Genomic DNA, 20,783 nt, shown 5'->3' on the forward strand with positions numbered 1-20,783 from the left:
TAGAGCGTTTACAGCCTATTACATGGCTAGTAGAAGCAGAAAGTTAGAATCGACTGCAAATAGTAGCAGGGATTGTTCAATATAGTTTGTTCAGGGTGTCGCTGGGGAATGACAAGCTCTGCGAAATTCAGCCGGTGTAAGGCCGGCATTCTTCTTAAAAAACAGGCTAAAAGCAGGCTGTTCGGTAAACCCGGTAACATAGCTGATTTGCTGTAATGTCCAATCGGTTTGCATAAGCAAAGCTTTGCTTTCTTCCAATAGCCTGTTTTTGATATGGGTACTCACATTTTGTCCAGTATGTTTTTTAAGGAGCGCATTTAGGTGGCTTGGATGCACGGCCAATGTCTGGGCAAATTCCTTTGCCGTCTTAGAACGAATTGGCAATGCACGGCCTGCCATAGAAAATTCACTTTCGAGTAACTCGAAAAACTCGTAAATGTGTTTATATTCCTTACTGATAGCATCGGGCCGCACCGCAATGGCGGATTGCTGACTGGCGGACATGATTAGTTGAAGATAGGCCTGTAGGACGTCATGATTGAATGGATCTTTGCCATGTTGATCCCGATGCATTTGAACAAAAAGACCATCAATCCGGGACACTTCCTCCGGCAATAGTTTGATTACATTTCGACCACTCGCCAAGAACAAACTGTATTTACGGATCATATCCCTCAACGCTGGATATTCATCCATGAATGTTTTCCTAAATAAACAAAAGTGGCCGGTAGCATTTGGGTGAGGTGCCAGGTTCTGCCACGATACAATTTCGTTCGGATGGATGAACACAATCGTTGGCTGGTTTATTTGGTACGTATTGGTGCCGATGATGAAAATACCCGCCCCCTCATTAATGAAAACGATCTTGTAAAACTCGCGTCTGCTCGGGGATAAATAATTTCTACAGGGCTCATGAGAACGGTCAAAGACAAGGATATCTTGGTCAAACAAGGCGTCCCTTCTAACCGGCATCATATCCGCTAAGTCCCTCAGGTAGTCGATTTCCTTTAATTCTTTTGTAACGGGTATCAAAGCATCAACATGATTTATGGAAAGCACTACGCAAACCAACTAATTCAAGATCGAGAAATAAACGTGTGTCCCTAGTGACCAAGGGAAGCAAGCTGAATGTAATATACCTGTTTGTACTGAACACAGAATTCTGACTTTTTTTTCCATAGTAAGAAAAACACATGCATTATAGTTTTAAAATTACGCGAATACCCCGGACAGCAGGTTTAGAAAAAAAATTGCATTTTTGAATCAATCGTTTCAGAATTTAACTACCTTTGGCCCGAAGGAATTAATACGTATGGCACGCACCCTTGCATTTGACCAGCACGAAGCAATCGAGAAAGCCCTGGATGTCTTTTGGCAAAAGGGTTATCATGGGACCTCTATGCGGGATCTGACCGAGGCCATGCAAATCAATTCAAGTAGCCTCTACAATACACTCGGCGACAAGCACCAGCTCTTTATCCATTGCGTCAAGCAGTATACCCTTAAAAGAAGGTTGCTTTTGGAGCAGCGCGCCAATAGCTTCAAATCGCCCAAAAAAGCGCTCGAGAGCTTTATCCAAGACGTTGCTGATGTGGTGATCAAGGATGCGCAAGGCTGCTTTGCCATCAAGACCGCCTTTGAGGTTTCTCCGGCAGACAAGGGTATCCAGGCCTTGCTGAAAGAGGACAATGACTTTACCCACCAATTTCTGAGCAGACTTATCCGGGAAGCCGTTCAAAAAGACGAACTTGACCAGGACTGCGATGCTGCCCTGGTGGCCGACCACATAATCAGTACCTATACGGGCTGGTATGAACTCTATATCCTGCACCAGGATCCGGTGAAGATCAAGAAGCTTGCCGCTTATCTGGTCCGGCAACTGCTGCGTTAAATTTTTTTGAGCTATTCTGAAACGACCGATTCAAAAAATAAACAAAACAAAATCCCAGATTGATTGCCACGAGCCTGAAGAAGAATCAGCTAAACCCAGCATAAATTTTGAAACAATCATTTCATAATTAACAACCAATGGAGTACCAACAAGTAGCCAGCTTAGAGCTGGAAGGAAAAATTGCCCTGGTGACAGGCGGGACAAAAGGGATCTTCAAAGCTATTGCCCAACGATTAAATACCTCCGGGGCCACGGTCGTCGTGACGGCGCGAAGTATTCCGCATCAGGTTGTGGAAGGCGGGCACTTTATTGCGGCAGACCTGTCCAGGGCCGATGAGGTCCAGAAGGTCGTCGCCCAGGTCCAGGCCCAATTCGGGAGCCTGGACATTTTGATCAACAACCTGGGTGCCAACACGGCACCGGCAGGTGGGTTCAGCGTACTTAGCGACGCGGACTGGGACCATGTGCTGCAGGTCAATTTGCTGGCTGCCGTACGGCTCGACCGGGCCTTCCTGCCCGGCATGATCCAGGCAGGCAGCGGAGTGATTATTCATGTCTCCTCGACCAGCGGTATGTTCCCGCTTTGGGATACGACGATGGCCTACAGTGCGGCCAAGGCTGCACTCAATGCCTACAGCAAGTCACTGGCCAGCGAAGTGTCGCCTAAAGGCGTGCGGGTTATTACGTTGTCGCCCGGGCTGAACAATACCGGGGCGATGAGAAATTTCCTCGAGGGACTAGCGGCATCAGCAGGCATAAGTACCGAACAGATGACCAGTAGTTTACTACAACGGGTGGGGGGCGTGCCCTTGGGCCGGATGGCTGACCCGGCAGAGACGGCCGAGGTAGTTGGATTCCTGGTCAGCCCCAGAGCTTCCTACATCACAGGAACGAATATCGCGGTGGATGGCGGCAATTTACCGGTCGTTTAGCTCGGGTAGAACCGGCAGGGTGAATCTTGCCGGTTATTTGCTTGCGGTGGCGTACAAGGATTTGTGGTTTCCATTTGATAAAAACAACTCTCCAATACCGCTTCGGCAAGATCTCTTCCCAATCCACATGAACTGCCGGTGATAAACCAAACGTTTCTCATTGCTTTCTATTGGCCACAAAGTTGAGGTCAAAACAGCATTAGTTACATTGCTGAACCGCTCATTGCTGCTTCGTTAAACTGCCCATTTATTGACTGGAGCATGAAATGGTAGCCAGGCTACCCTCGTGTACGAAACGTTTGTACTAGTTTTGCAGGCTGGGATAAGCCTACGTATCGCTGAAGCAACAATAACCATGATTCTCGACCATAAGCAATACGATCTATTTGGAAAGACGCTCATCCGGAAGATTGTGCTGGAGCCGCCCTTTCGCTTCACGTTTCCGCTGGCAGACTATGCCTGTTTTTTGTATATACTGGAAGGCGACATTCAATACAACCTGGACGAAGAAAAAGTAGCCGTTCCGGTAAAACACTCGCTGCTGCTGCATTGCCTGGATGTTTCCACCGAGATTGGTAATCCGGCGCCGGGCAGCCACAACGAACTGGTCATTGTTCATTTTCACCCCGACATTTTAAAAGAGATTTACAACCGGGAACTGCCCGCCTTGCTGCAACCAACTCAAAGAAAGGTGTCCAACCAATCCAGAGACGTGATCAACAACGACTTCCTTATTCAGAAATATATGGAAGGGCTTCTGTTCTATTTTGAAAATCCTTCGCTGGTCAATGAAGATATATTGGTCCTGAAACTGAAAGAAATTGTCCTGCTGCTTTCACAAACCCGGAATGCCGAAGCGGTACACGTGATCTTATCGCAGCTTTTTTCGCCGGCTGCCTATAGCTTTAAACAAATCATTGAGGCAAATCTGTTTTCGCACATTACGCTCGATGAGCTGGCACAGCAAACGAACATGAGCCTGTCTTCGTTTAAACGTGAATTTGCTAAACTCTACAACGATACGCCTGCCAATTACCTTAAATACAAAAAGCTGGAAAGAGCTGCCGAGTTGCTACGGGTTTCTGAGGAACGCATCAGCGATATTGCCTTTAGCTGCGGCTTTCATGATCTTGCCAATTTCTCGAAAAGTTTTGCCGATGCTTACAAGCTATCGCCAACTGCCTACCGGCTGAACGGAATTGCCAAATAGTTGAACCAAATCACAAAAAGAACGTGGGTCTTCTGATTCAATTTTGCCTTGTCAATAACGACAATCAATTGAAAAAAAAGAACCATGAAACGTACAGCAAAAGCACACTGGGAGGGCGACCTGAAAGAAGGCAAAGGTGAACTGACCACCCAAAGCGGCATCCTGACCAAAACCAATTACAGCTTTAAAACCCGCACCACCGATGGGGGAGTGGGTACCAATCCCGAAGAGTTGCTTGCCGCTGCCCATGCGGGCTGCTTTACCATGGCGGTGGGTGCTGCCCTTGCCCAGAAAGGGGCGAAAGCAACAGCCCTAGACACGGAAGCTACTATAACCATGGAAGGTCTTGGCATTGCATCGGTGCATCTAGTGATTACCGGTGTGGTACCCGGTATTGAAGCTGCCGTGTTTGACGCCATTACAAAAGATGCCGAACGCAACTGTATCATTTCCAAAGCGCTGAATGTCCCCATCCGTTCAGAAGCGCACCTCGTTTTTTAACTAGCCTGCACCTCTACTCTTCATCGTATGGGACTATCTAACGTAGGCATCGTTCACACCATCATTGGTATTATTGCCGTGGTGGCAGCCATCGTATCGTATTTACGGTTTGGGAAAATAAACTTAGCAGCGGTGTGGGGTAAACTCTACTTCTACACCACCCTGATCACCTCACTAACGGCATTGGGTATTTCGAAGCGGGGCGGCTTTAATGCAGGTCACGGGTTTTCCATCCTGATTGTTGTTCTGGTATTGATTGCTTACTTTCTTTATGTCAAGAAAAAGGGCAATAACCGCAGCCGGTATTTCGAAAATTTTCTCCTGACGTTCAGCTTCTTTCTATCCTGGCTTCCCACAGTGAACGAAACGTTTACAAGGGTTCCCCTGGGGCATCCGTTGGCAACTAATCCCGGCGATCCGGTTATTGTAAAAACACTGCTGGTGCTGTTTATATTGTTTGTCGCCGGTTCTGTTGTGCAGTTTTTGAAACAAAAGAACCTCAATAAAGGGTCAAGAAGGGCTTACAATGAAAACAGCGTTTAAGACGGTTGCCAACCAAGGGATTGGTTATTATGTTTACGCAGGAAGCCGCAACCGGGGGATCTAATCCTAATTAAACGAGTATCAGACAAATCCTTCTCATCTCATGGGGGAGCCTTTTTTGAGATTGTTCTATTGGCAGTGACTAGTTGGCGTAGTTGGCTTATTTGTCAGCTTCATTTATAACAGGTACCCATTTACGGCCTAAATAGCGATTAAACCAGTCGAGGCTTCGTTCACCGGCATTCTGTATAAATTTTGGCTCACTAAACGAGTGGTACTGGCGCGGATAGGTCACCATCTGCGTGGGAACACCAAGTCGTTGCAGTGCTCGATAGAGTTGATACCCTTGTTCGGGCGCTACTCGGGTATCCGCCTGACCATGAATGATCAGCGTTGGGGTTTTGGCCTTTTTAATGTTAAACATGGGGGATTGATCCGCGTAAATTTTCGGATCTTCCCAGAAGTTCTTCCCAAAGTAACCCCTGGCATAGTAGGGAATATCGGTGGTGCCTACATCACTCATTAGATTCGTGATGGCGGCACCGGCCATGGCGGCCTTGAAGCGGTTGGTTTTGGTAATACTCATGGCCGTTAAATAGCCCCCATAGCTCCAGCCTGATATCACTAAGCTATCCGGGTGGGCCATGCCCATCGAAATAACTTTATCCACCCCCTCATCAAATCCTGATAAGGACCATCACTCCAGTCCCGATAAGCGGCTGCACGGAACCCATGGCCATACCCGCCACTACCTCGGGGATTGGGCCATAAGACAAAATACCCCTGCTGGGCAAAGGCCTGAATGGGAAAGGGAGCACCTGGACCGCTTAGTCCGGGGGCATAGTTGGCCCCAGTATACGCTTGACTCCAGTAGCCCAATGGACCCCCGTGAATCATCACTAACAAGGGGTATCGGTGACCAGCTTGATAGTTAGCCGGGTAGGTCAGTAAACTTTCGATGGTATACTTGCCATCCTTAGCCCGCCAGTTGATGAGTTCGGTACGGGCCAGGGGTTGATTGGGCGCATAATCGGCGTGAATATCGGTTAGTTTGCGTCCGGTTGAATTACCCAAACTGGCCGTATATACTTCCACGGGCATCTCGGTAGCCTGATACACGTAGGCCAGATCGCCTTTTGCATTCAGAAAATGAGCCTGCTGAATCCCTTTATCGGGTACAGGTACTGGCTGTGGCGATTGACCACTGACGGGTAACAAATATAGCCCGGTACGAGTGCCTAAGGCTTCACTGACCACAACCGACCGACTGTCAGGTGTCCAGCCCAACAGCGTCGCCTGCTCATTGGGTGTGCGGGCTAACTTTCGGATTTCTCCTCCGGTGGCTGGGATACTATAGACACCCGTGGTCACCACCACTTGATTAATCGGATCAGGTTGGCCCCCTTCGGACAGGAAGACGATTGAGCCTCCATCGGGGGAGTACAGGGGTTCGGTATCGGCACCCTGGGCGGTCACCAGTGGCCGAATCGCCCCCCCTGGGCGTCAACAGTCGAAATATCCTGCCGGTCCCAGAGTTCAGGCCAACTTTGCGGCTGGTGAGAAAAGACCAGGTTCTTGCTGTCGGGCGACCAATCAAAGCTGGTTACATGAAAGTTTCCGTTGGTCAGTTTCTTTACCGGATACGGGTCATCCTTCTTCTTGGTCAGGCTAACGGAGTAGAGATGAGCGTTACGAAACTGGTCCATCACTTCCCAGTCCTTTCGTTCTCGGCGCTGTTTCTCTTCCTGGGCCGTGGGCGGATCACTCATCGTGAAGGCAATGTGCTGGCCATCGGGTGCCCAGCGGTACGGGCCCACATTTCCTTTTTGGGCGGTGATGGCCTGCGTTTGTCCGTCTGCCAAACGGACCAGGTACAACTGATTTCGGCCATCTGGACCCCGCCCTGAGGAAAAGCTGAGAAACTGTCCATCGGGGGAAAATCTCGGATAGTTGCAAGATTTATCGCCAGCGGTCAACTGGCGGCCTTGCTTGGTGTCGGTAGCCACCAAATGAATTTGTGATAATAAATCAGACTTTTCCTCCTCCACTCGTGGCGTCGCTACAACATAAGCTACCCATCGCCCATCATTGGAAATAACGGGGCTACTGACTCGTTTGTAGTGAATCATGTTAGCCGGCGTCCAGAACGATTGGGTAAAGGCAGACGAGGCACAGCCTGCCGCCAACATCAAAGTAAACAAGTACGATTTCATTCAAAAAGAGGAAGGGAGCAGGCAGCAAAATAGGCATTAGCCGTCTATTTACGAATATATCGCGTTTGAATACGTTTCCTTGCCGTAAAAGAAATTTCGAAATCGTCTCTCAAAAGCCCCCCATTAAAGAGACTCGCTTCATCTCATGAGGGAGCCTTTTCTGAGATACTGTCATCTGTTGCATTTTAGTAGGCTATTCGATCTTTTAGAAAATCGAAACGGTCTCACGAAATGAGTGTACAAATTTCACCCCCTTTTTAGCGGAGCAAAGGCGGTTCTCAACCCAAAAAGTTAGCCCTGAAACGGGAGGGTGATTCGCCTGTTTTGATCATAAACAGTCTACTGAAATACGCCGGGTCCTCATAGCCTAGTTCGTGAACAATTTCTTTGGCCGTCAGCGCCGTATGGACCAACAGTCGTTTGGCTTCCAGAATGATCCGATTCTTAATCACCTCATTGGGCTGGGGAAGCCTCAGCCGGTTGAATTTGTGGGTGATCGTTTTCGGAGCCATGCACAACAAGTCCGCGTAATCAGCTACGGTGTGCTTCGATTTATAATGCGCTTCGACCAGCCGGGTAAATTTGCGAAAAAACTCCAGATCGCTTTGCTGATCGGTTACGGGCCCCGCCAAATGCTGACTTTTCCAGGAGCGCGTCGCACGGATTAGTAGTTGTTTGAGGTATGTACGGACCATTTCTTCCAGTGAGTTGTCGTCCAACCTAAACTCCTGAATCAGTTCATTAAACAAGTAGCCCAGGTAAGCATTTTCCTCGTCCGAGACCTCTACGTTAGGCATGTTTTGGAAGTTATTGAACAACAAGCCGTCGCAGGCCACCTCCTGGTCATGAATCTGGATGCAGTAAAAATCGCGGTTGTAGAAAATGAAATAACCGCTTTCCACGCCCGCTTCTTCGATTTCCAGGTATTGATTGGGGCTGATAAAGAACAGCGTAGGCTGCACCGTCTGATAAATCGAAAAATCGACCCTGAGCCTAAAGCCGGTCGGTAAATATAAGATTTTAATGTAGGGTTTGAAGTCGGGACCGTTGAGGGTGGCCATCTCCTGACCACTCACCGGTAGCAATCCGAGTGTCTTTACATGATTACTGAAAACGGTGCTAGGCATGGTTCTTTAGGGGTAAGGATAGAACTGGCTAAATTACCTGAACGAGTTAAAATATCCTGTGGAGCCATAACTATTTCCTTGGCTCCACAGGATGAATCAGGGGATTAGCTCCGGGCAAATTTTTCGAGTTCGGTGTTAAATTTATCCATTTCCTCCAGGAAAAGGCCATGCCCGCTCTTTTCAAATCGGACCAGGTAAGAACCTTTGATCCCTTTGTGCAATTGTTCCGACAAGGTAAAATCACACAATTTGTCGTTAACACCGTGAAATAACGCGACGGGAATGTTGATTTTTGATAATTCAGGGCGCAGGTCCAGGTCGCGTAGTGCCGTGATCGCTTGGGTGGTGGCGTAGGGGGAGGCATCCAGGTTGATGCTTTCCAGCCAGTTGAGAGTTTCCGGGGTGAGTCCACCTTCCTGCCCTTGAAAGCCTTTGCCAAAACCGGCGACCAGTTGCTGCCGATTCGTTTTGGTTTGCTGAATTAGATCCGCGGCACCCTGATCGGAGATGCCGTACGGATAGCCATCCCGTTGTTTCCACGATGGGCCAGTGGCGCCAAATAAAGCCAGCTTACGGATATGGGCACTGTTATATTTGGTCACATAGTGGAGGGTTACGGCACTGCCCATCGAGAAGCCGCCTAATACGGCCTTCTCAATCTTGAGTTTTTCGAGCACCACTTTAATATCGTCAGAGAACGTGTCAAAGTCGTATTTACCATAGGGCCGGTCGGATTTACCAAAACCGCGTAGCGAAATGCCAATGACCCGGAACCCTTTTTCAACCAAGTACTGGTATTGATATTCATACATCGCATTGTTAAGCGGCCATCCGTGGATGAGCACCACTGGCTGGCCATCGCCCAGGTCGATTACGTGGAGCTTCACATTCTTTTCGACCTCGATGTATTCTTCTCTTCCCAGGGAGGCCGGTTTGCGGGTTTGTGCGAACAGGGATTGAGTCTGGATCATGGTTAATAAAAAGCCGATGGTGATGGCAATAGTTTTCATATACCTGGTTGTTTACGGGTGAAAAAGAATCAGCGAACAGCTCGCTAATTGGTCCTGTTTTGATGAGGCAAAGTTCGCCGGAGAAATGACGAGGGAGAATGGATAAAGGGCTAAGCGGCTGGTACATTTTTCCCTGGAGCCGCGTCGGCTACTGCCCCAACCAAGAAAAACAGCTTTTGTCAACTATAACCACCACTACTTGATCCTTACTTGGTATAGAAAATCGTAAGCTGCTTCAATCGCTGTTTAACCCGCTTACTCTTCATGGGCTCGAACCGGGCCAGCTCGACTTGATCTTTAGTGACGACCACATAAAAGGGCTGGTTCAACTGGGCGGTGAGGTGATAGATCGTGGCCAGTTCCGCGATATCCTCAGACCAGGCCGCCATCGCATATAAGGACGGGAACGGCGTCGTCGAAAGCGTTCGGTAAACGGCTGGTGCCAGGGTTATCGGCATCGGTCGACCGCTTCGAAAACGGGTCCTTTCCAGTAGTGAATCCCTGTATGTATGGTCGGGTACGTTCGTCGTTTGCCAGACACCTTTGGTGAAGCGTGTCGGTTCAACCACAGCCTGTGTTTCGGCCGGGTGTGGGGTAATGTTCAAAACGGCATCGACGATGTGCGTTGCCTCATGCAGGAGCACGTACACGATAGCATCCAGGTTGCCCCCTTCGACCCGTACACGATATAGCCCATTCGTTGTCGGTTCGAAACAGGTATTTTCCTTCCCCGTTGCCCATTCCGTGATCGTCTCATCCAGTAAGCCCGCCCGGAAGGTGATATTGAACATTTTGGACTCGCTACCTAAATCGAGTAATGAGGTCAAAGCCGTGTTTGGCATATTGTCCATAAAGCTGATGCTGTGCAAATGCTGGGTCAACAGGCGTTGATGGACGGGTGGTAACCGCTCAAAGGCCTTCCGTACCTTTTCTTTTTGACGTGGTGTCAACGCGCGGTTGACGGGCTGCATGCCGGCCTCGCGGAACAGGGTAAAAACACTCTCGGGCGCGAGTTGAATGCGTTGAAACAAGGCCGTCGTATCAGTGGGCCCCTGCTTCTGGGCCCACCCAGCCGATGAGAAAAGTAGGATTAGCCAGGTAGAAATGGGGAAGGGAAGTCGGCGGTTTACAAGCATGTTGACTCATTTAGGTTTGATCACTAATGGATTCTCAGCAATATCCCTATACGTGTATACCTGAGAACCTCATGCATTGGCCGTTTATCTACGTTGCTCGTTGTTATGAGCTGAGTAGATAAACGGCTAAAATCAGCCACTCCCTCTTAACCCGTAATTTTCAATGATTGTATTAAATCATCCGCTATTTTTAAGTGATACGTCAATATGATCGGACTTCCGGGAAAACTGCCTGAAGTTTCTGTTTTCAACAGGCTTTCCGTTTCTGTTTGGTCAAAGCTGACAGGCGTCATTGTCGCCTTGTAACGCTCGTTGGAATCCGTAATCCAATGTTCAATTTCTTTTCTCCCCATGTGCGTTTTGCCTTCATCAAAAACAACGGCTGTTTCGGAAAAACAAGCCGCATAGGCAACGCTATCAAAGTTGTTTTGCGCTGTTACTAAATCAGCTACTACCTTTGGCAAGTTCATTTTTTATAGTCTTGAGGTTCTTAAATAGTGGGGATCGTTCCACCGTCAATTACAAATTCCGTCCCTGTGAGATAATTGGCTCTTGGTGAAACCAGAAAGCCGACTAATTCGGCCACTTCTTCGGGTTCTGCCGGTCTTCCGAAGGGTATTCCACCCAGTGCCTTCATAACACGTTGTTGCGCTTCATCGACAGTACTATTCGCGTTTCTGGCAATTTCGCCCAGCCAGGCTTTCGATGCGGTCGTATTGATCCAGCCTGGCGAAACAGTCAGCACTCGGACACCCTTAGGGGTAACTTCGTTCGATAAACTTTTACTGTAGTTTCTCAATCCTGCTTTGGCGGCAGCATATGGCAACGTAGAATCGTAAAGCGGCAGTATGCCCTGGATCGAAGCGATGTGAATGATGACACCACTTTTTCGATCGATCATCTGTGGCAGAAACCCTCTGTCCAATCGGACAGGAGCCAGCAGGTTAGCCTGTAGCGTCGATTCCCAATGGTCATCCGTTAAGGCGACAAAACCGCCAGCAGGCGTAGATGATCCACCGAGGTTGTTGACCAGGATGTCCAGCTTCTCGTAAGTTGACAGCACTTCACGGATCACTTTTATGGCACCTTCTGCTTTGCTGAGATCAGCGGAGATAAAATGCAGCTGGTGGTTTTCATTTTCCGGTGCATTTCTGGCGGTAATTATTACCGTTGCCCCTGCTTGTAAAAGCTTTTCGGCAATGGCTCTTCCGGCTCCTTTTGTCCCGCCTGTTACCAAGGCAATTTTGCCGGATAACTCCTTGTTGAAATTAAACTGATCCATTTTATTGTCCCACTTTGAAGCATTAACTATAGGACAAAATTGGGGTGTAAAAGCAGTCTGGACAAGTACGGTATTACGATTCATATAGGGATAAATTATTCCCCTATTGTACAAACTGGTACATACATTTAAGTTTGCCATATGTACGAGCGAAAAATACTACCGAACTTAACTTGTGGGCTTGATCTGATCGGTGAAGTGCTGTACGGCAAATGGAAAATCCGTTTGCTCTGGTTTATTAATGAAGGTCATAAACGCCCCAGCGAACTGCAACGCAAAATCCCCGATGCTTCCCGCCGGGTTTTGAATATGCAGTTGAACGAGTTGGAAGAACACGAACTGGTTACGAGAAAAATTTATCCCGTTTTACCGCCCAAAGTAGAATACAGCCTTACCGAATTTGGGAAGACTTTAATCCCCGTGATTGCTGCCTTAGGGCAATGGAGTGATGAACACGAAGCCCGGTTGCGGGATGTGATTTTGAAAAAAGCAGTACGTTCTAGTTTGGACAATATCCCTACTTAGTTGATCTGTTTAGTAACGGTAGTCCATTATTAGTTGGTAGACGTAACAAATTTTGTCACACAGAACACCCGATTTATTGACACGCCGTCGTCTCAGGTAGGAGCGTTTTTAGAGACGATTATTTTCTAGTAAATGTTCTCTCCGGTTAGTGGCATACGCCTTATAGTGTCACTGCCCCATCCATTCCAGATGGCCTCTAACTATGGAGAGTTCATTTGACAAACGACCAGATTGAAATAGTAAATAAACACTATACGTTGATCCTACGGCTTCAGACTTCATATACCTGTTCAACGATTCATCCACAAGTAGGCCAAACGTGTCCAGCCGGTGCGGAGCAACCGCACGGAGGCCATTATCTCCTTTCTGCATAATTATTCTTCTTTAAGCAACGTTATGGTGATAACTTGACAAGTGTCAGTTATCTTAGTGACGTTTTTATATTATCTCTCACTATGGCTACTAAAACTGTAACGACCGGTGCTCGAACCGATTTTTTACCGCAAACCCTACGGGGTGAAAGTCGGCCTTCCCTCATCAGCCGTATCCGCAAGGGCGAAGCCCGCAGTCGGGTCGATGAAGTGGCTAGCCGCATTGGCCTGACCGATAAAGAGATGGCCCGCATCCTTAACCTATCCGAACGCTCACTGCATCGGCAAGCCGGGGACAAGACCTTGGACTCTAACAAAACCGAGCGCCTACTGCTCCTGGAACAGTTGATCGAACATGGACTGGCCACCTTTGATGATCGCCAGGCGGTGTTTGCGCGCTGGCTACGCACCCCGCGCCCTTCCCTGGGGAACGTAGCACCGGTGTCCTTGTTAGATACCATAGCGGGCTTTAGCTTCGTTGACGATGAACTAAGCCGCATTGAAGAAGGCATGATCAGTTAGTAGCCATTGTAAGTTTCATGCCTCGTGTATATCGTTTAATCAAAGAGCGTTTTCTGGATACGCCCCTAGCGGGTGGCTCGGCCAAACGGGGCGAGCGCTGGAACCCAGTTGGCGTTGATGTGCTCTACACCTCGAGTTCCCCTGAACTAGCTTTGGTGGAGGTGCTGGCCAACTTGATGCCTATTCGTCTGGATGAACTACCCACCTACTACTTGATTACCATACACCTACCCAACGAGCAAGCGCTGAAGGTGTACCGAGTGGATCAGCTACCGCCTGACTGGAACACGCCAGTGCGAACCACGCAGCTACAAACCTTTTTGGGCGAGTGGTTAACAGGCACTCGGGAACTGGCCGTAGCCCTTCCCTCAGCTGTTGTTCCCTTTTCGACTAACGTTATCCTACATCGCAGTCATGCGGCTTTCGAACAGGTAAGTGTTGAGTCGATCCAACCCTTCACCGTCGATGGTCGATTGGTATTACCCACCAACTATGGTCCTCTCTCAGAAAAGAGCTGATGGAGCAGCGAACGAAGAGTATGTCTTTTGATAAACTGATGATGTAGTTAGGTAATAAGCTCCTTAAAGGACGAGCCCCATCGTCCTGACATATTTTTTAACACTTCAGATACAAACGGTCCCGCTTCTGACTACCGACTGCCACGCTTTGATTAATTGTCTCACAAATGAGCGTTTCAGGAAACGATATAGTTTTTAGTTACTGAAGTCAGCTCTGCCCCTACCAGAATCGCCTACTAGCGGGCTGATCTAATACTGTAATCCTAAAACCTTGGCTACCCAACCCAGCGCTTTGATGGCCACATCAGGCGGGCTTTTAGCAATAATCTCGGCTCGATAGTTGTTCATCAGAACACTCATATACAGCATCGTTCGTAGATCCATCCGAAAACCCTTTCGACGCTGGTCGGTGAGCTTATCGAGTACTTTACAGACATCCTCAAAATAGTGTTCCATCTTCAAGGCAGGCTGATGCGTGTTGAAGACGCGTACGATCTGATCGGTCGGGTTGCGAAAACAGTGGGTAACCCCTTTGGGAACTGAAAAATAGTCGCCTGTTTTGGCCGCCACCCACTTGTCATGGATAAAGAACTCCATGTCCCCCTCTAACACCTCATAGGTTTCGATGGCTTCGGGGTGGATATGCACCAAGGGGTCCTTCATGTTACAACCCGGCAACAACTCCCAGTGAAGATCTAAGGACTCGCCTAGGGTATCGGCACTGGTTTGTAAGACAGTGAACTTCATCCCGACGGGGGTCATATCCAAGATTTGTCCATTGGTAGCCATGCTGAGGGTTAAGGGTTTAAGTTCGTGAAAGTAAGCAATGAGTGGTTAAAAACCCAGTTGCTTCCATCGCTAATCTTGTGCTGTCCCGCTAGTTCATTTTTCTTTTAACCGTCCCATTTTTGGAGCAGATCCATGAATACTCTGTCGTCTCAGGAGGGAGCCTTTTTGTGAGAAAGAAGCAAACGAGGCAACCAAGAGTAATAGGTTGATTGATACTTACCCAACCAACTGATTAAACGAGTTGCTTTTTAAACCCGAGCGGGCTGAGTCCAACTTCTTTTTTAAAGAGTCTTGAAAAATAAGACGGATTGTCAAACCCCAGTGTAAAGGCGATTTGGGAAATACTCAGTTCGTTTTGCTTGAGCTGGTTTTTGGCTTCGCCTATTAGACTAATGTGAATCAGCTCAATGGCCGTTTTGCCCGTTTCCTGCTTCAGCAGATCGCTCAAGTAACGCGGAGATACATTTAGTTGGGTGGCCAACTGGTGAACCGTAGGTAATCCCTTGGTCTGTAGTAACCCATCCTTGAAATAAACCCCTAACGCCTGGTTAAACTTAGACACCGTTTTGCCCGACAATTCGGCCCGGTTGACAAACTGTCGTTTGTAAAAGCGTTGACAATACGTCAGCAGCGAATCTAAGTGAGTCAAAATGATCAACCGACTATATTCGTCGGGATTACTGTAATACTCGTTCTCGATCTGGGTGTACAAGCCCCAAATTATTTGTTCTTCCCGTGGAGAAAGATGCAACGCTTCGGCTACTTCGTAATCGAAGTAAGAAAAGTGGCCAATCTGCTCGTGCAGTGGATGGCCATGGAGATAATCCTCATGCCAGAACAAAAAGAAACTGTCTTCCTCCACCTCCAGGTTTCGGAACTCAATCCGTTGGCGGGGTTTGACAAAAGATAGTGAGCCGTTGGTATGATCATATGGTGTACGGCCGTACAACATGACACCCGCTTTAAGTTTTTTGAACATAACTCCGTAACAGTCCGTACTGAAGGCCTCCCCATCCAGGGGGCAGCTTTTTAGACCCCGCTCCAGGGATAGCTGGGGATGCTCGGGTGGAGCCATGCCCAGCTCCCGGCGCATGGCACTGAGGGTGTTGAAATGACGCATGAGTTCGCGGAAAGAGCTTGAGTTGGTAGACCGGGTAAATCTACACCCAAAAGCGATGTAGATTTACCCGGTCTTGTTTATTAGACGCCCTGAGCAGCTGTCGTGACTTCCTCCCAGGCATCCCACTCGGCAAACCGGCTGTTATAACCTTGTTTAATCAGGGGATAAGCCAGTTTGCCCAGTAGCAGACGGAGCGGGGGCTGTTCGCTTTCGATGAGTTGGAGTATAGCTGCGGTAGTGGCTTCGGGCTGCCCGACCGGCAGGTCAGCATAGCCAGCTTGCAGACGCGCCTTTAGAGGCTCATAAGCGGGTAGGGGTTGGGTGCGTACCGCCGAGGAGCCAGCATAGTCGGTGGCGTAGGGAGCAGGCTCCACCAGGCTGACATGAATGCCAAAATCGCTGACTTCTGAGGCCAGCGTTTCGTTTAGGCCTTCCACGGCAAATTTGGAGGCATTGTAGAGCCCCACATTAGGCCAAGTGATCAGACCCAGCACGCTCGATACCTGAATGATATGGCCTGATCCTTGTTCGCGCATGATCGGTAGGACGGCTTGGGTCAACCAGAGCAGACCAAAAAAGTTGGTTTCCATAAGATCGCGCGCCTGTTGTTCGGAGGTTTCTTCGACGCTACCAAAGAGGCCATAGCCGGCGTTGTTGATCAGCACATCCAGATGACCAAACTGCTGGTGAGTTTGTTGAACGGTCTGGATAGCGGCCTCTCGGTCGGTCACATCCAATTGAATGGGCAGCAGTTGGGACCCAAACTCGGCTTTCAGCTCCTTCAGGCTGGCCAGATTTCGGGCAGTGGCCGCTACCTGATAGCCTTGTTGCAAAAAGGCTTTAGTCCACAGTTGGCCAAATCCGCGGGAGGCACCCGTAATCAAAATGGTTTTGCTCATGACTTTTTTGTGTTTAAAAGTATGAAGCAAAGTTGGGGCTGGGTCGGGAATCTGGACGGATACAAAAGTGGGGAAAGCTAACACATTTTGACGTAGCGCTAGGGACGAGCGGTCACTCTTTCAGCACGATTTAATGCCTTACCAACAGCGTCGGCAAGGCGTCCTTTCCTAGCCATAGCTCCATGATTTCTCGTCGATCTACCAATTGACTTATTGGCAATAGTGTCTCTTAAAACGACCGAATTATTTATACCTAATCGTCTCAGGTGGGAGGGTTTTATCAGACACTAATTTCTTAATAGCTGCCCAAGGGTTCGCAACCGTGGCTCAACTAGTTGAGTAAGACGCTAGTTTGCCTACAAACTGACTGTCTAAAAAAGCTTGTAACTTTTGCAGAAACATGGTCCCGTAGGATATGGGTTCAGTCGGTATAACCTACCTTTAACGCTGAGGATTATAAACGATCCTTCCGCCATCATCCATGTTGGACATTGTCAAACACAGTCTCTGGACTCAATTTGGGGCAAGTATTGATTCGCTGAAAAACGCGATCGACATGTGGCCACAAGCGTATTGGGAAACGGATACCCGTTTTTTTTACATTGCCTATCATTGCCTAATCATGTTAGATTATTATCTGACCATTCCCTACACGGGTGAGTTTCCCGCTACCCTGCCCTTTACGTTTTCCGATCCTGGGGTGCAAGCTAAAGGTGTTTTGGGGGATATGGTTCCCAATCGGATCTACTCGAAAGCGGAAATGCTGGCTAGTTTAAATATAACTCGAGAAAAGTGCAGAGTTTTTATCGAAGGCCTGACGGAAGAGAAGATGAGGGAGCGTTGGATCGAAGGACCAGAAGAATATGATATGAATTACGCGGTGCCTGAAATCCTATTCTACAATATGCGGCACGTTCAACATCATACTGCTCAACTCAATATGATTTTACGTCAGAAGCTCAATCAGTCACCGGGCTGGGTGTTTCGGGCTGACGAAAATTGATCGGCCTTCTGAAATGATTTCCCCTAGATCCTAGTTTAGCAAGATACAGTTGAAAGATCTCAGTGGCAAGATCCTGTTTCAAATAACGCCCTACTCAATAAGAAGACGCATATAAGCTCAGATGTCTCGCATGGGAGCGTTTTCGTGAGACCCTGATCTTTTAATATCTGTCCAACTCAATCAATCACATACGGCTTTAGAGCCTGGCGGAATGGAATGAATGACGAAATTCTAGCGGGGACGAACTAGTCTTGCTCTTGAACAACTTACTAAAAGACTGCGGGTGCCCGAACCCCAATTCATAAGCAATCTCACTGACCGATAACCTACTTGTGGATAGCAGCTCTTTCGCTTGGTTAATCAGCCGCTCGTGAATATGCTGTTGGGGAGATTGCCCGGTTAGCGTTTTCAGCAAATTGCTTAAGTAGGTAGGGGATAGACTGAGCTGATTGGCCATATAGCCCACCGTTGGTAAACCGGTTTTCTGCAGGTCACTACTCATAAAATAAGCCTCCAAGACGGCCTCAAATCGGTCAAGAAGTTCACGATTAATAATCTTGCGGGTGATAAACTGACGTTGGTAAAACCGGTCAGCATAGTTGAGCAACACCTCCAGTTGAGCAATCGTAATTTTTTGGCTGAACTGATCGATGGGCATCTGGTATTCCCGCTGAATCTGCTGGATAATGCCAACGATGGTGGATTCCTCCGTCTCTGACAAAAACAGGGCCTCCCGAATGGAATAGTTAAAATAGTCGTACTGCCGAATCGATTTGGCCAAAGGGGTATGCCACAAAAAATCAGGGTGAATCATCAACAGCCAACCGGTATGCTCGTGTCCGTCATCCGCCCTAACCCGAAGCACTTGACCCGGCGCTAGAAAGACCATGACCCCTTCGTCGAAATCATACACCTGTTGGCCATAGTGCATCCGGCCCTTGAAATTCCATTTTAGCGCGATTGAATAGAAATTAGTAACAAGGCTCTTAGGCGTCTGGGTCCACTTTGGGTTGATATCATCAAACCGGACTACACTAATCAAAGGATGGGCTGGTTTAGGCAAACCCGCCAACTGATGATAGGCAGAAAGGGTATCAATGCGGTGAACTGGCTCGGTTGGCATAAGTAGACAGGTTTATTGCTGACGTTAAATTGACTACAGGCTGACCCTGAGTGTTATCGATTATATAAAAACGGTAATCCTTGTTTGAGGCTAGTTGGTTTTCGACCCAGCAGCTTTTCCAAATCAGGGCTTACAATGTCTTCCTGGCCATTGGCAATATCGGTTATAAAACCAGTGATTCGACGGGCCACTACATCCGGCAAACCTCGCCCGATTAATTGGGTTTCAAACGTGGTTGGTTCGGCTGGCGTGTAGGTTACTGGTTTGCCAGATAGGTCGGTCAGGACAGCCGCTACGTCATAAAACGAATACGATTCCCGGTTAGTTAAGTGGTACGTTCTGTTGCCTTCAGCAGTAGTAGCCAAGGCATTCGCTATGGCTTCACCCATTTCGCTTCGTAACGCCAGAGCAACTCGACCCTGCCCGGCTGGGATATGAATACCCCGCTCGAAAACAGCATCCCCCACAAATTGGGGAATAGCGTCCATGTACAGAATGTTCTCAAACAGGGTGTAGGGTAGTCCACTGGCTTTGATGTAGTCCTCGGTCTGAAAGTGGCCTTTCATTAATTGGTTGACTAAAGTTGCTGGGTCTTTCAGCGCCCGGCTCGTATAGGCGATCCGTCGAATACTCGCTTTTTTAGCTGCATTGACGACATTCTGGTGTTGACGCACTCGCTTTTCTTCATCTGTACCCGCAATCAAGAGGACTGTCTCTATTCCCTGCATGGCGCGGTCAAGGCTCTGGATGTCGTCGTAGGTACCAATATGTATGGTCACCCCCTGTTTAACCAGGTTGACGGCTTTCGTTTCATCCCGCACGAAGGCGGCAATCTGGCTGGCTGGCACTTTTTGTACCAGTTGATGAATGACGGCAGTACCTAGTTGGCCTGTGGCTCCCGTGATTAAGATCATACTCTTATGTTGATTCAATTTGGTCAAGACAAAGGTCCACTATAGCCCACCAACTCTCGTAGCTAAATTTATGGTTATTGTAGCCGAATTAACGATCAGGCAAACCGATAGTGGCTATTCCTGAGTCAGCAGGCATCAGCTTAAATTGACCCACCAACTTTCCAACAGTTTGGGAGCACTATCTTTACCATCTCTTTAATCGCCGTATTTAATAAACAAATACATAAAGCCCCCTACGTCTCACTGAGGAGCGTTTAATTAAGAATTTACACCCCCAATTAGGTTGACCGGCCAAAATACCATGCAGAACTAAAAAACACGGGTAAACCGCTATCCCTTTGTTTCATTTTAGAGGCCAAGTTGTACCGGATAGGTGTAGATCGGGCAGGTCAGATTTATATTGGTTTAGCGACTGGATAAACATCCCTATTTTTTAAGTACATTTGGTGAACCACTCTCATTGGACTGTATTTTATGACCGGTACCAAAAACGCTACACAGGCCTGTAAACTCTTTTTTCTGGCTCTGGCAGGCCTATTCATGACTGGTGTTGCCCTGGCACAAACGACCGGCACGGCCATTACGCTAGGGGTAAAACCATTCATACCGTGGGGAAACTACCCGCCGTGGGAACACCCATAAAAGAGGTCACCTTAACCGGTGTTGATCTGAAGGATAATTCGTTAGCGGAGTACAAAGGCAAATACGTAATCATGAACATTTTTCCCAGTGTGAACACCGGGGTTTGTTCCAAATCGGTACGCAAATTTAATGAAGATGCGGCTGGGCTAAAAAACACCACCGTGCTGTGTATTTCCAAAGATCTGCCGTTTGCCCAGAAAGCGTTTTGTGGGGCGGAAGGGATTAAAAATGTGGTGATGCTCTTGGATTTCAGAACTGATTTTGGAAATTCTTACGGGGTACAAATCGCCGACGGACCGATGAAAGGTCTGTTAAGTCGTGCGGTCATCGTGGTGAATCCCGACGGAAAAATTATCTACGAACAGCAGGTGCCAGAAATCGGACAAGAGCCGGATTACGCGGCCGCACTGGCGGTCATTAAGTAGGGTTTATGGGAGAAAAAGAGCCAATGGCTTCTGATCAGGGAAACGCTCAAGGCTCCTTTCAAATCGTGACGAACACCCCCAATTTCA

24 protein-coding genes and 1 pseudogene are annotated in these 20,783 nt (G+C 48.3%); 11 read left to right on the top strand and 14 right to left on the bottom strand.

What is annotated here, in order from left to right; translation table 11 throughout:
* Positions 1-90: 90 nt before the first annotated feature.
* The gene (locus LN737_RS33455; protein ID WP_231780278.1) at positions 91-1,059 is read right to left on the bottom strand and encodes an AraC family transcriptional regulator; all 969 of its coding nucleotides are present in this window, start codon (positions 1,057-1,059) and stop codon (positions 91-93) included.
* Positions 1,060-1,312: 253 nt separating this feature from the next.
* Here LN737_RS33455 and LN737_RS33460 point away from each other — a divergent pair, with 253 nt between their 5' ends.
* The 5 genes from LN737_RS33460 (at position 1,313) to LN737_RS33480 (ending at position 5,077) form a co-directional block, all read left to right on the top strand.
* Positions 1,313-1,891: a TetR/AcrR family transcriptional regulator gene (locus LN737_RS33460; RefSeq protein ID WP_231780279.1), complete on the top strand. Its 579-nt coding sequence runs from the start codon at positions 1,313-1,315 to the stop codon at positions 1,889-1,891.
* Positions 1,892-2,028: 137 nt separating this feature from the next.
* The gene (locus LN737_RS33465; protein ID WP_231780280.1) at positions 2,029-2,823 is read left to right on the top strand and encodes an SDR family oxidoreductase; all 795 of its coding nucleotides are present in this window, start codon (positions 2,029-2,031) and stop codon (positions 2,821-2,823) included.
* 355 nt (positions 2,824-3,178) lie between these two features.
* Entirely contained in the window at positions 3,179-4,033 is an 855-nt protein-coding gene (locus tag LN737_RS33470) for an AraC family transcriptional regulator (RefSeq protein WP_231780465.1), read from the top strand.
* An 84-nt stretch (positions 4,034-4,117) separates the two neighbouring features.
* A complete protein-coding gene (locus LN737_RS33475) occupies positions 4,118-4,534 on the top strand; it encodes an OsmC family peroxiredoxin (RefSeq protein WP_231780281.1) in 417 nt (138 codons plus the stop codon).
* A 27-nt stretch (positions 4,535-4,561) separates the two neighbouring features.
* Positions 4,562-5,077 (top strand): hypothetical protein, encoded by a 516-nt coding sequence (locus LN737_RS33480; protein WP_231780282.1) that lies wholly within the window; start codon positions 4,562-4,564, stop codon positions 5,075-5,077.
* Between the two features lie 160 nt (positions 5,078-5,237).
* Here the strand turns inward: LN737_RS33480 and LN737_RS33485 are convergent.
* The 7 genes and pseudogenes from LN737_RS33485 to LN737_RS33515 form a co-directional block, all read right to left on the bottom strand.
* Positions 5,238-6,178: pseudogene (locus LN737_RS33485) on the bottom strand (S9 family peptidase).
* A gap of 371 nt (positions 6,179-6,549) precedes the next feature.
* On the bottom strand, positions 6,550-7,290 hold the full coding sequence (locus LN737_RS33490; protein WP_405520801.1) for a TolB family protein: 741 nt from the start codon (positions 7,288-7,290) through the stop codon (positions 6,550-6,552).
* Between the two features lie 278 nt (positions 7,291-7,568).
* On the bottom strand, positions 7,569-8,417 hold the full coding sequence (locus tag LN737_RS33495; protein ID WP_231780286.1) for a helix-turn-helix domain-containing protein: 849 nt from the start codon (positions 8,415-8,417) through the stop codon (positions 7,569-7,571).
* 104 nt (positions 8,418-8,521) lie between these two features.
* A complete protein-coding gene (locus tag LN737_RS33500; RefSeq protein WP_231780287.1) occupies positions 8,522-9,427 on the bottom strand; it encodes an alpha/beta fold hydrolase in 906 nt (301 codons plus the stop codon).
* Between the two features lie 206 nt (positions 9,428-9,633).
* Complete coding sequence (locus LN737_RS33505) at positions 9,634-10,563, bottom strand: hypothetical protein (protein ID WP_405520803.1); 930 nt, start codon at positions 10,561-10,563, stop codon at positions 9,634-9,636.
* 146 nt (positions 10,564-10,709) lie between these two features.
* Complete coding sequence (locus LN737_RS33510; RefSeq protein WP_231780289.1) at positions 10,710-11,033, bottom strand: nuclear transport factor 2 family protein; 324 nt, start codon at positions 11,031-11,033, stop codon at positions 10,710-10,712.
* Between the two features lie 20 nt (positions 11,034-11,053).
* The gene (locus LN737_RS33515; protein WP_231780290.1) at positions 11,054-11,845 is read right to left on the bottom strand and encodes an SDR family oxidoreductase; all 792 of its coding nucleotides are present in this window, start codon (positions 11,843-11,845) and stop codon (positions 11,054-11,056) included.
* A gap of 141 nt (positions 11,846-11,986) precedes the next feature.
* Here LN737_RS33515 and LN737_RS33520 point away from each other — a divergent pair, with 141 nt between their 5' ends.
* Positions 11,987-12,370, top strand: a complete 384-nt coding sequence (locus tag LN737_RS33520) for a helix-turn-helix domain-containing protein (protein WP_231780291.1) — start codon at positions 11,987-11,989, stop codon at positions 12,368-12,370.
* A 168-nt stretch (positions 12,371-12,538) separates the two neighbouring features.
* On the opposite strand, the gene LN737_RS33525 is transcribed toward LN737_RS33520, so the two are convergent.
* Positions 12,539-12,742, bottom strand: coding sequence for a hypothetical protein (locus LN737_RS33525; protein ID WP_405520806.1), 204 nt, complete (start codon positions 12,740-12,742; stop codon positions 12,539-12,541).
* Between the two features lie 83 nt (positions 12,743-12,825).
* Between LN737_RS33525 and LN737_RS33530 the strand changes: the two genes are divergently transcribed.
* Entirely contained in the window at positions 12,826-13,263 is a 438-nt protein-coding gene (locus tag LN737_RS33530; protein ID WP_231780292.1) for an antitoxin Xre-like helix-turn-helix domain-containing protein, read from the top strand.
* Between the two features lie 17 nt (positions 13,264-13,280).
* Positions 13,281-13,781: an RES family NAD+ phosphorylase gene (locus LN737_RS33535; protein ID WP_231780293.1), complete on the top strand. Its 501-nt coding sequence runs from the start codon at positions 13,281-13,283 to the stop codon at positions 13,779-13,781.
* Positions 13,782-14,030: 249 nt separating this feature from the next.
* Here the strand turns inward: LN737_RS33535 and LN737_RS33540 are convergent, their stop codons facing one another.
* From LN737_RS33540 to LN737_RS33550, 3 genes are all read right to left on the bottom strand, one after another.
* Complete coding sequence (locus LN737_RS33540; RefSeq protein WP_405520808.1) at positions 14,031-14,528, bottom strand: cupin domain-containing protein; 498 nt, start codon at positions 14,526-14,528, stop codon at positions 14,031-14,033.
* A gap of 274 nt (positions 14,529-14,802) precedes the next feature.
* Positions 14,803-15,690, bottom strand: a complete 888-nt coding sequence (locus tag LN737_RS33545; RefSeq protein WP_231780294.1) for an AraC family transcriptional regulator — start codon at positions 15,688-15,690, stop codon at positions 14,803-14,805.
* Positions 15,691-15,770: 80 nt separating this feature from the next.
* Positions 15,771-16,589, bottom strand: a complete 819-nt coding sequence (locus LN737_RS33550) for an SDR family NAD(P)-dependent oxidoreductase (protein WP_231780295.1) — start codon at positions 16,587-16,589, stop codon at positions 15,771-15,773.
* Between the two features lie 481 nt (positions 16,590-17,070).
* On the opposite strand from LN737_RS33550, the gene LN737_RS33555 reads away from it, so the two are divergent.
* The gene (locus LN737_RS33555) at positions 17,071-17,592 is read left to right on the top strand and encodes a DinB family protein (RefSeq protein ID WP_231780296.1); all 522 of its coding nucleotides are present in this window, start codon (positions 17,071-17,073) and stop codon (positions 17,590-17,592) included.
* A 196-nt stretch (positions 17,593-17,788) separates the two neighbouring features.
* Here the strand turns inward: LN737_RS33555 and LN737_RS33560 are convergent, their stop codons facing one another.
* Both LN737_RS33560 and LN737_RS33565 read right to left on the bottom strand, forming a co-directional pair.
* Positions 17,789-18,715, bottom strand: a complete 927-nt coding sequence (locus LN737_RS33560) for an AraC family transcriptional regulator (protein WP_231780297.1) — start codon at positions 18,713-18,715, stop codon at positions 17,789-17,791.
* 53 nt (positions 18,716-18,768) lie between these two features.
* Positions 18,769-19,629 (bottom strand): SDR family oxidoreductase, encoded by an 861-nt coding sequence (locus tag LN737_RS33565; protein WP_231780298.1) that lies wholly within the window; start codon positions 19,627-19,629, stop codon positions 18,769-18,771.
* A gap of 474 nt (positions 19,630-20,103) precedes the next feature.
* Between LN737_RS33565 and LN737_RS33570 the strand changes: the two genes are divergently transcribed.
* Entirely contained in the window at positions 20,104-20,271 is a 168-nt protein-coding gene (locus LN737_RS33570) for a hypothetical protein (RefSeq protein ID WP_405520812.1), read from the top strand.
* Positions 20,238-20,696: a thiol peroxidase gene (tpx, locus tag LN737_RS33575; RefSeq protein ID WP_231780299.1), complete on the top strand. Its 459-nt coding sequence runs from the start codon at positions 20,238-20,240 to the stop codon at positions 20,694-20,696. Before LN737_RS33570 ends, tpx begins: the two co-directional genes overlap by 34 nt.
* Positions 20,697-20,783 lie beyond the last annotated feature (87 nt).

The sequence above is a fragment of the Spirosoma sp. KNUC1025 genome, from assembly GCF_045160025.1.
In the GTDB taxonomy this organism is placed as follows: Bacteria; Bacteroidota; Bacteroidia; order Cytophagales; family Spirosomataceae; genus Spirosoma.

Coding starts and splice junctions, on each gene's coding strand:
- LN737_RS33460 (WP_231780279.1), top strand. CDS start 1,313: ATGGCACGCACCCTTGCATTTGACCAGCACGAAGCAATCGAGAAAGCC.
- LN737_RS33465 (WP_231780280.1), top strand. CDS start 2,029: ATGGAGTACCAACAAGTAGCCAGCTTAGAGCTGGAAGGAAAAATTGCC.
- LN737_RS33470 (WP_231780465.1), top strand. CDS start 3,179: ATGATTCTCGACCATAAGCAATACGATCTATTTGGAAAGACGCTCATC.
- LN737_RS33475 (WP_231780281.1), top strand. CDS start 4,118: ATGAAACGTACAGCAAAAGCACACTGGGAGGGCGACCTGAAAGAAGGC.
- LN737_RS33480 (WP_231780282.1), top strand. CDS start 4,562: ATGGGACTATCTAACGTAGGCATCGTTCACACCATCATTGGTATTATT.
- LN737_RS33490 (WP_405520801.1), bottom strand. CDS start 7,290: ATGAAATCGTACTTGTTTACTTTGATGTTGGCGGCAGGCTGTGCCTCG.
- LN737_RS33495 (WP_231780286.1), bottom strand. CDS start 8,417: ATGCCTAGCACCGTTTTCAGTAATCATGTAAAGACACTCGGATTGCTA.
- LN737_RS33500 (WP_231780287.1), bottom strand. CDS start 9,427: ATGAAAACTATTGCCATCACCATCGGCTTTTTATTAACCATGATCCAG.
- LN737_RS33505 (WP_405520803.1), bottom strand. CDS start 10,563: ATGCTTGTAAACCGCCGACTTCCCTTCCCCATTTCTACCTGGCTAATC.
- LN737_RS33510 (WP_231780289.1), bottom strand. CDS start 11,033: ATGAACTTGCCAAAGGTAGTAGCTGATTTAGTAACAGCGCAAAACAAC.
- LN737_RS33515 (WP_231780290.1), bottom strand. CDS start 11,845: ATGGATCAGTTTAATTTCAACAAGGAGTTATCCGGCAAAATTGCCTTG.
- LN737_RS33520 (WP_231780291.1), top strand. CDS start 11,987: ATGTACGAGCGAAAAATACTACCGAACTTAACTTGTGGGCTTGATCTG.
- LN737_RS33525 (WP_405520806.1), bottom strand. CDS start 12,742: ATGCAGAAAGGAGATAATGGCCTCCGTGCGGTTGCTCCGCACCGGCTG.
- LN737_RS33530 (WP_231780292.1), top strand. CDS start 12,826: ATGGCTACTAAAACTGTAACGACCGGTGCTCGAACCGATTTTTTACCG.
- LN737_RS33535 (WP_231780293.1), top strand. CDS start 13,281: ATGCCTCGTGTATATCGTTTAATCAAAGAGCGTTTTCTGGATACGCCC.
- LN737_RS33540 (WP_405520808.1), bottom strand. CDS start 14,528: ATGAAGTTCACTGTCTTACAAACCAGTGCCGATACCCTAGGCGAGTCC.
- LN737_RS33545 (WP_231780294.1), bottom strand. CDS start 15,690: ATGCGTCATTTCAACACCCTCAGTGCCATGCGCCGGGAGCTGGGCATG.
- LN737_RS33550 (WP_231780295.1), bottom strand. CDS start 16,589: ATGAGCAAAACCATTTTGATTACGGGTGCCTCCCGCGGATTTGGCCAA.
- LN737_RS33555 (WP_231780296.1), top strand. CDS start 17,071: ATGTTGGACATTGTCAAACACAGTCTCTGGACTCAATTTGGGGCAAGT.
- LN737_RS33560 (WP_231780297.1), bottom strand. CDS start 18,715: ATGCCAACCGAGCCAGTTCACCGCATTGATACCCTTTCTGCCTATCAT.
- LN737_RS33565 (WP_231780298.1), bottom strand. CDS start 19,629: ATGATCTTAATCACGGGAGCCACAGGCCAACTAGGTACTGCCGTCATT.
- LN737_RS33570 (WP_405520812.1), top strand. CDS start 20,104: ATGACCGGTACCAAAAACGCTACACAGGCCTGTAAACTCTTTTTTCTG.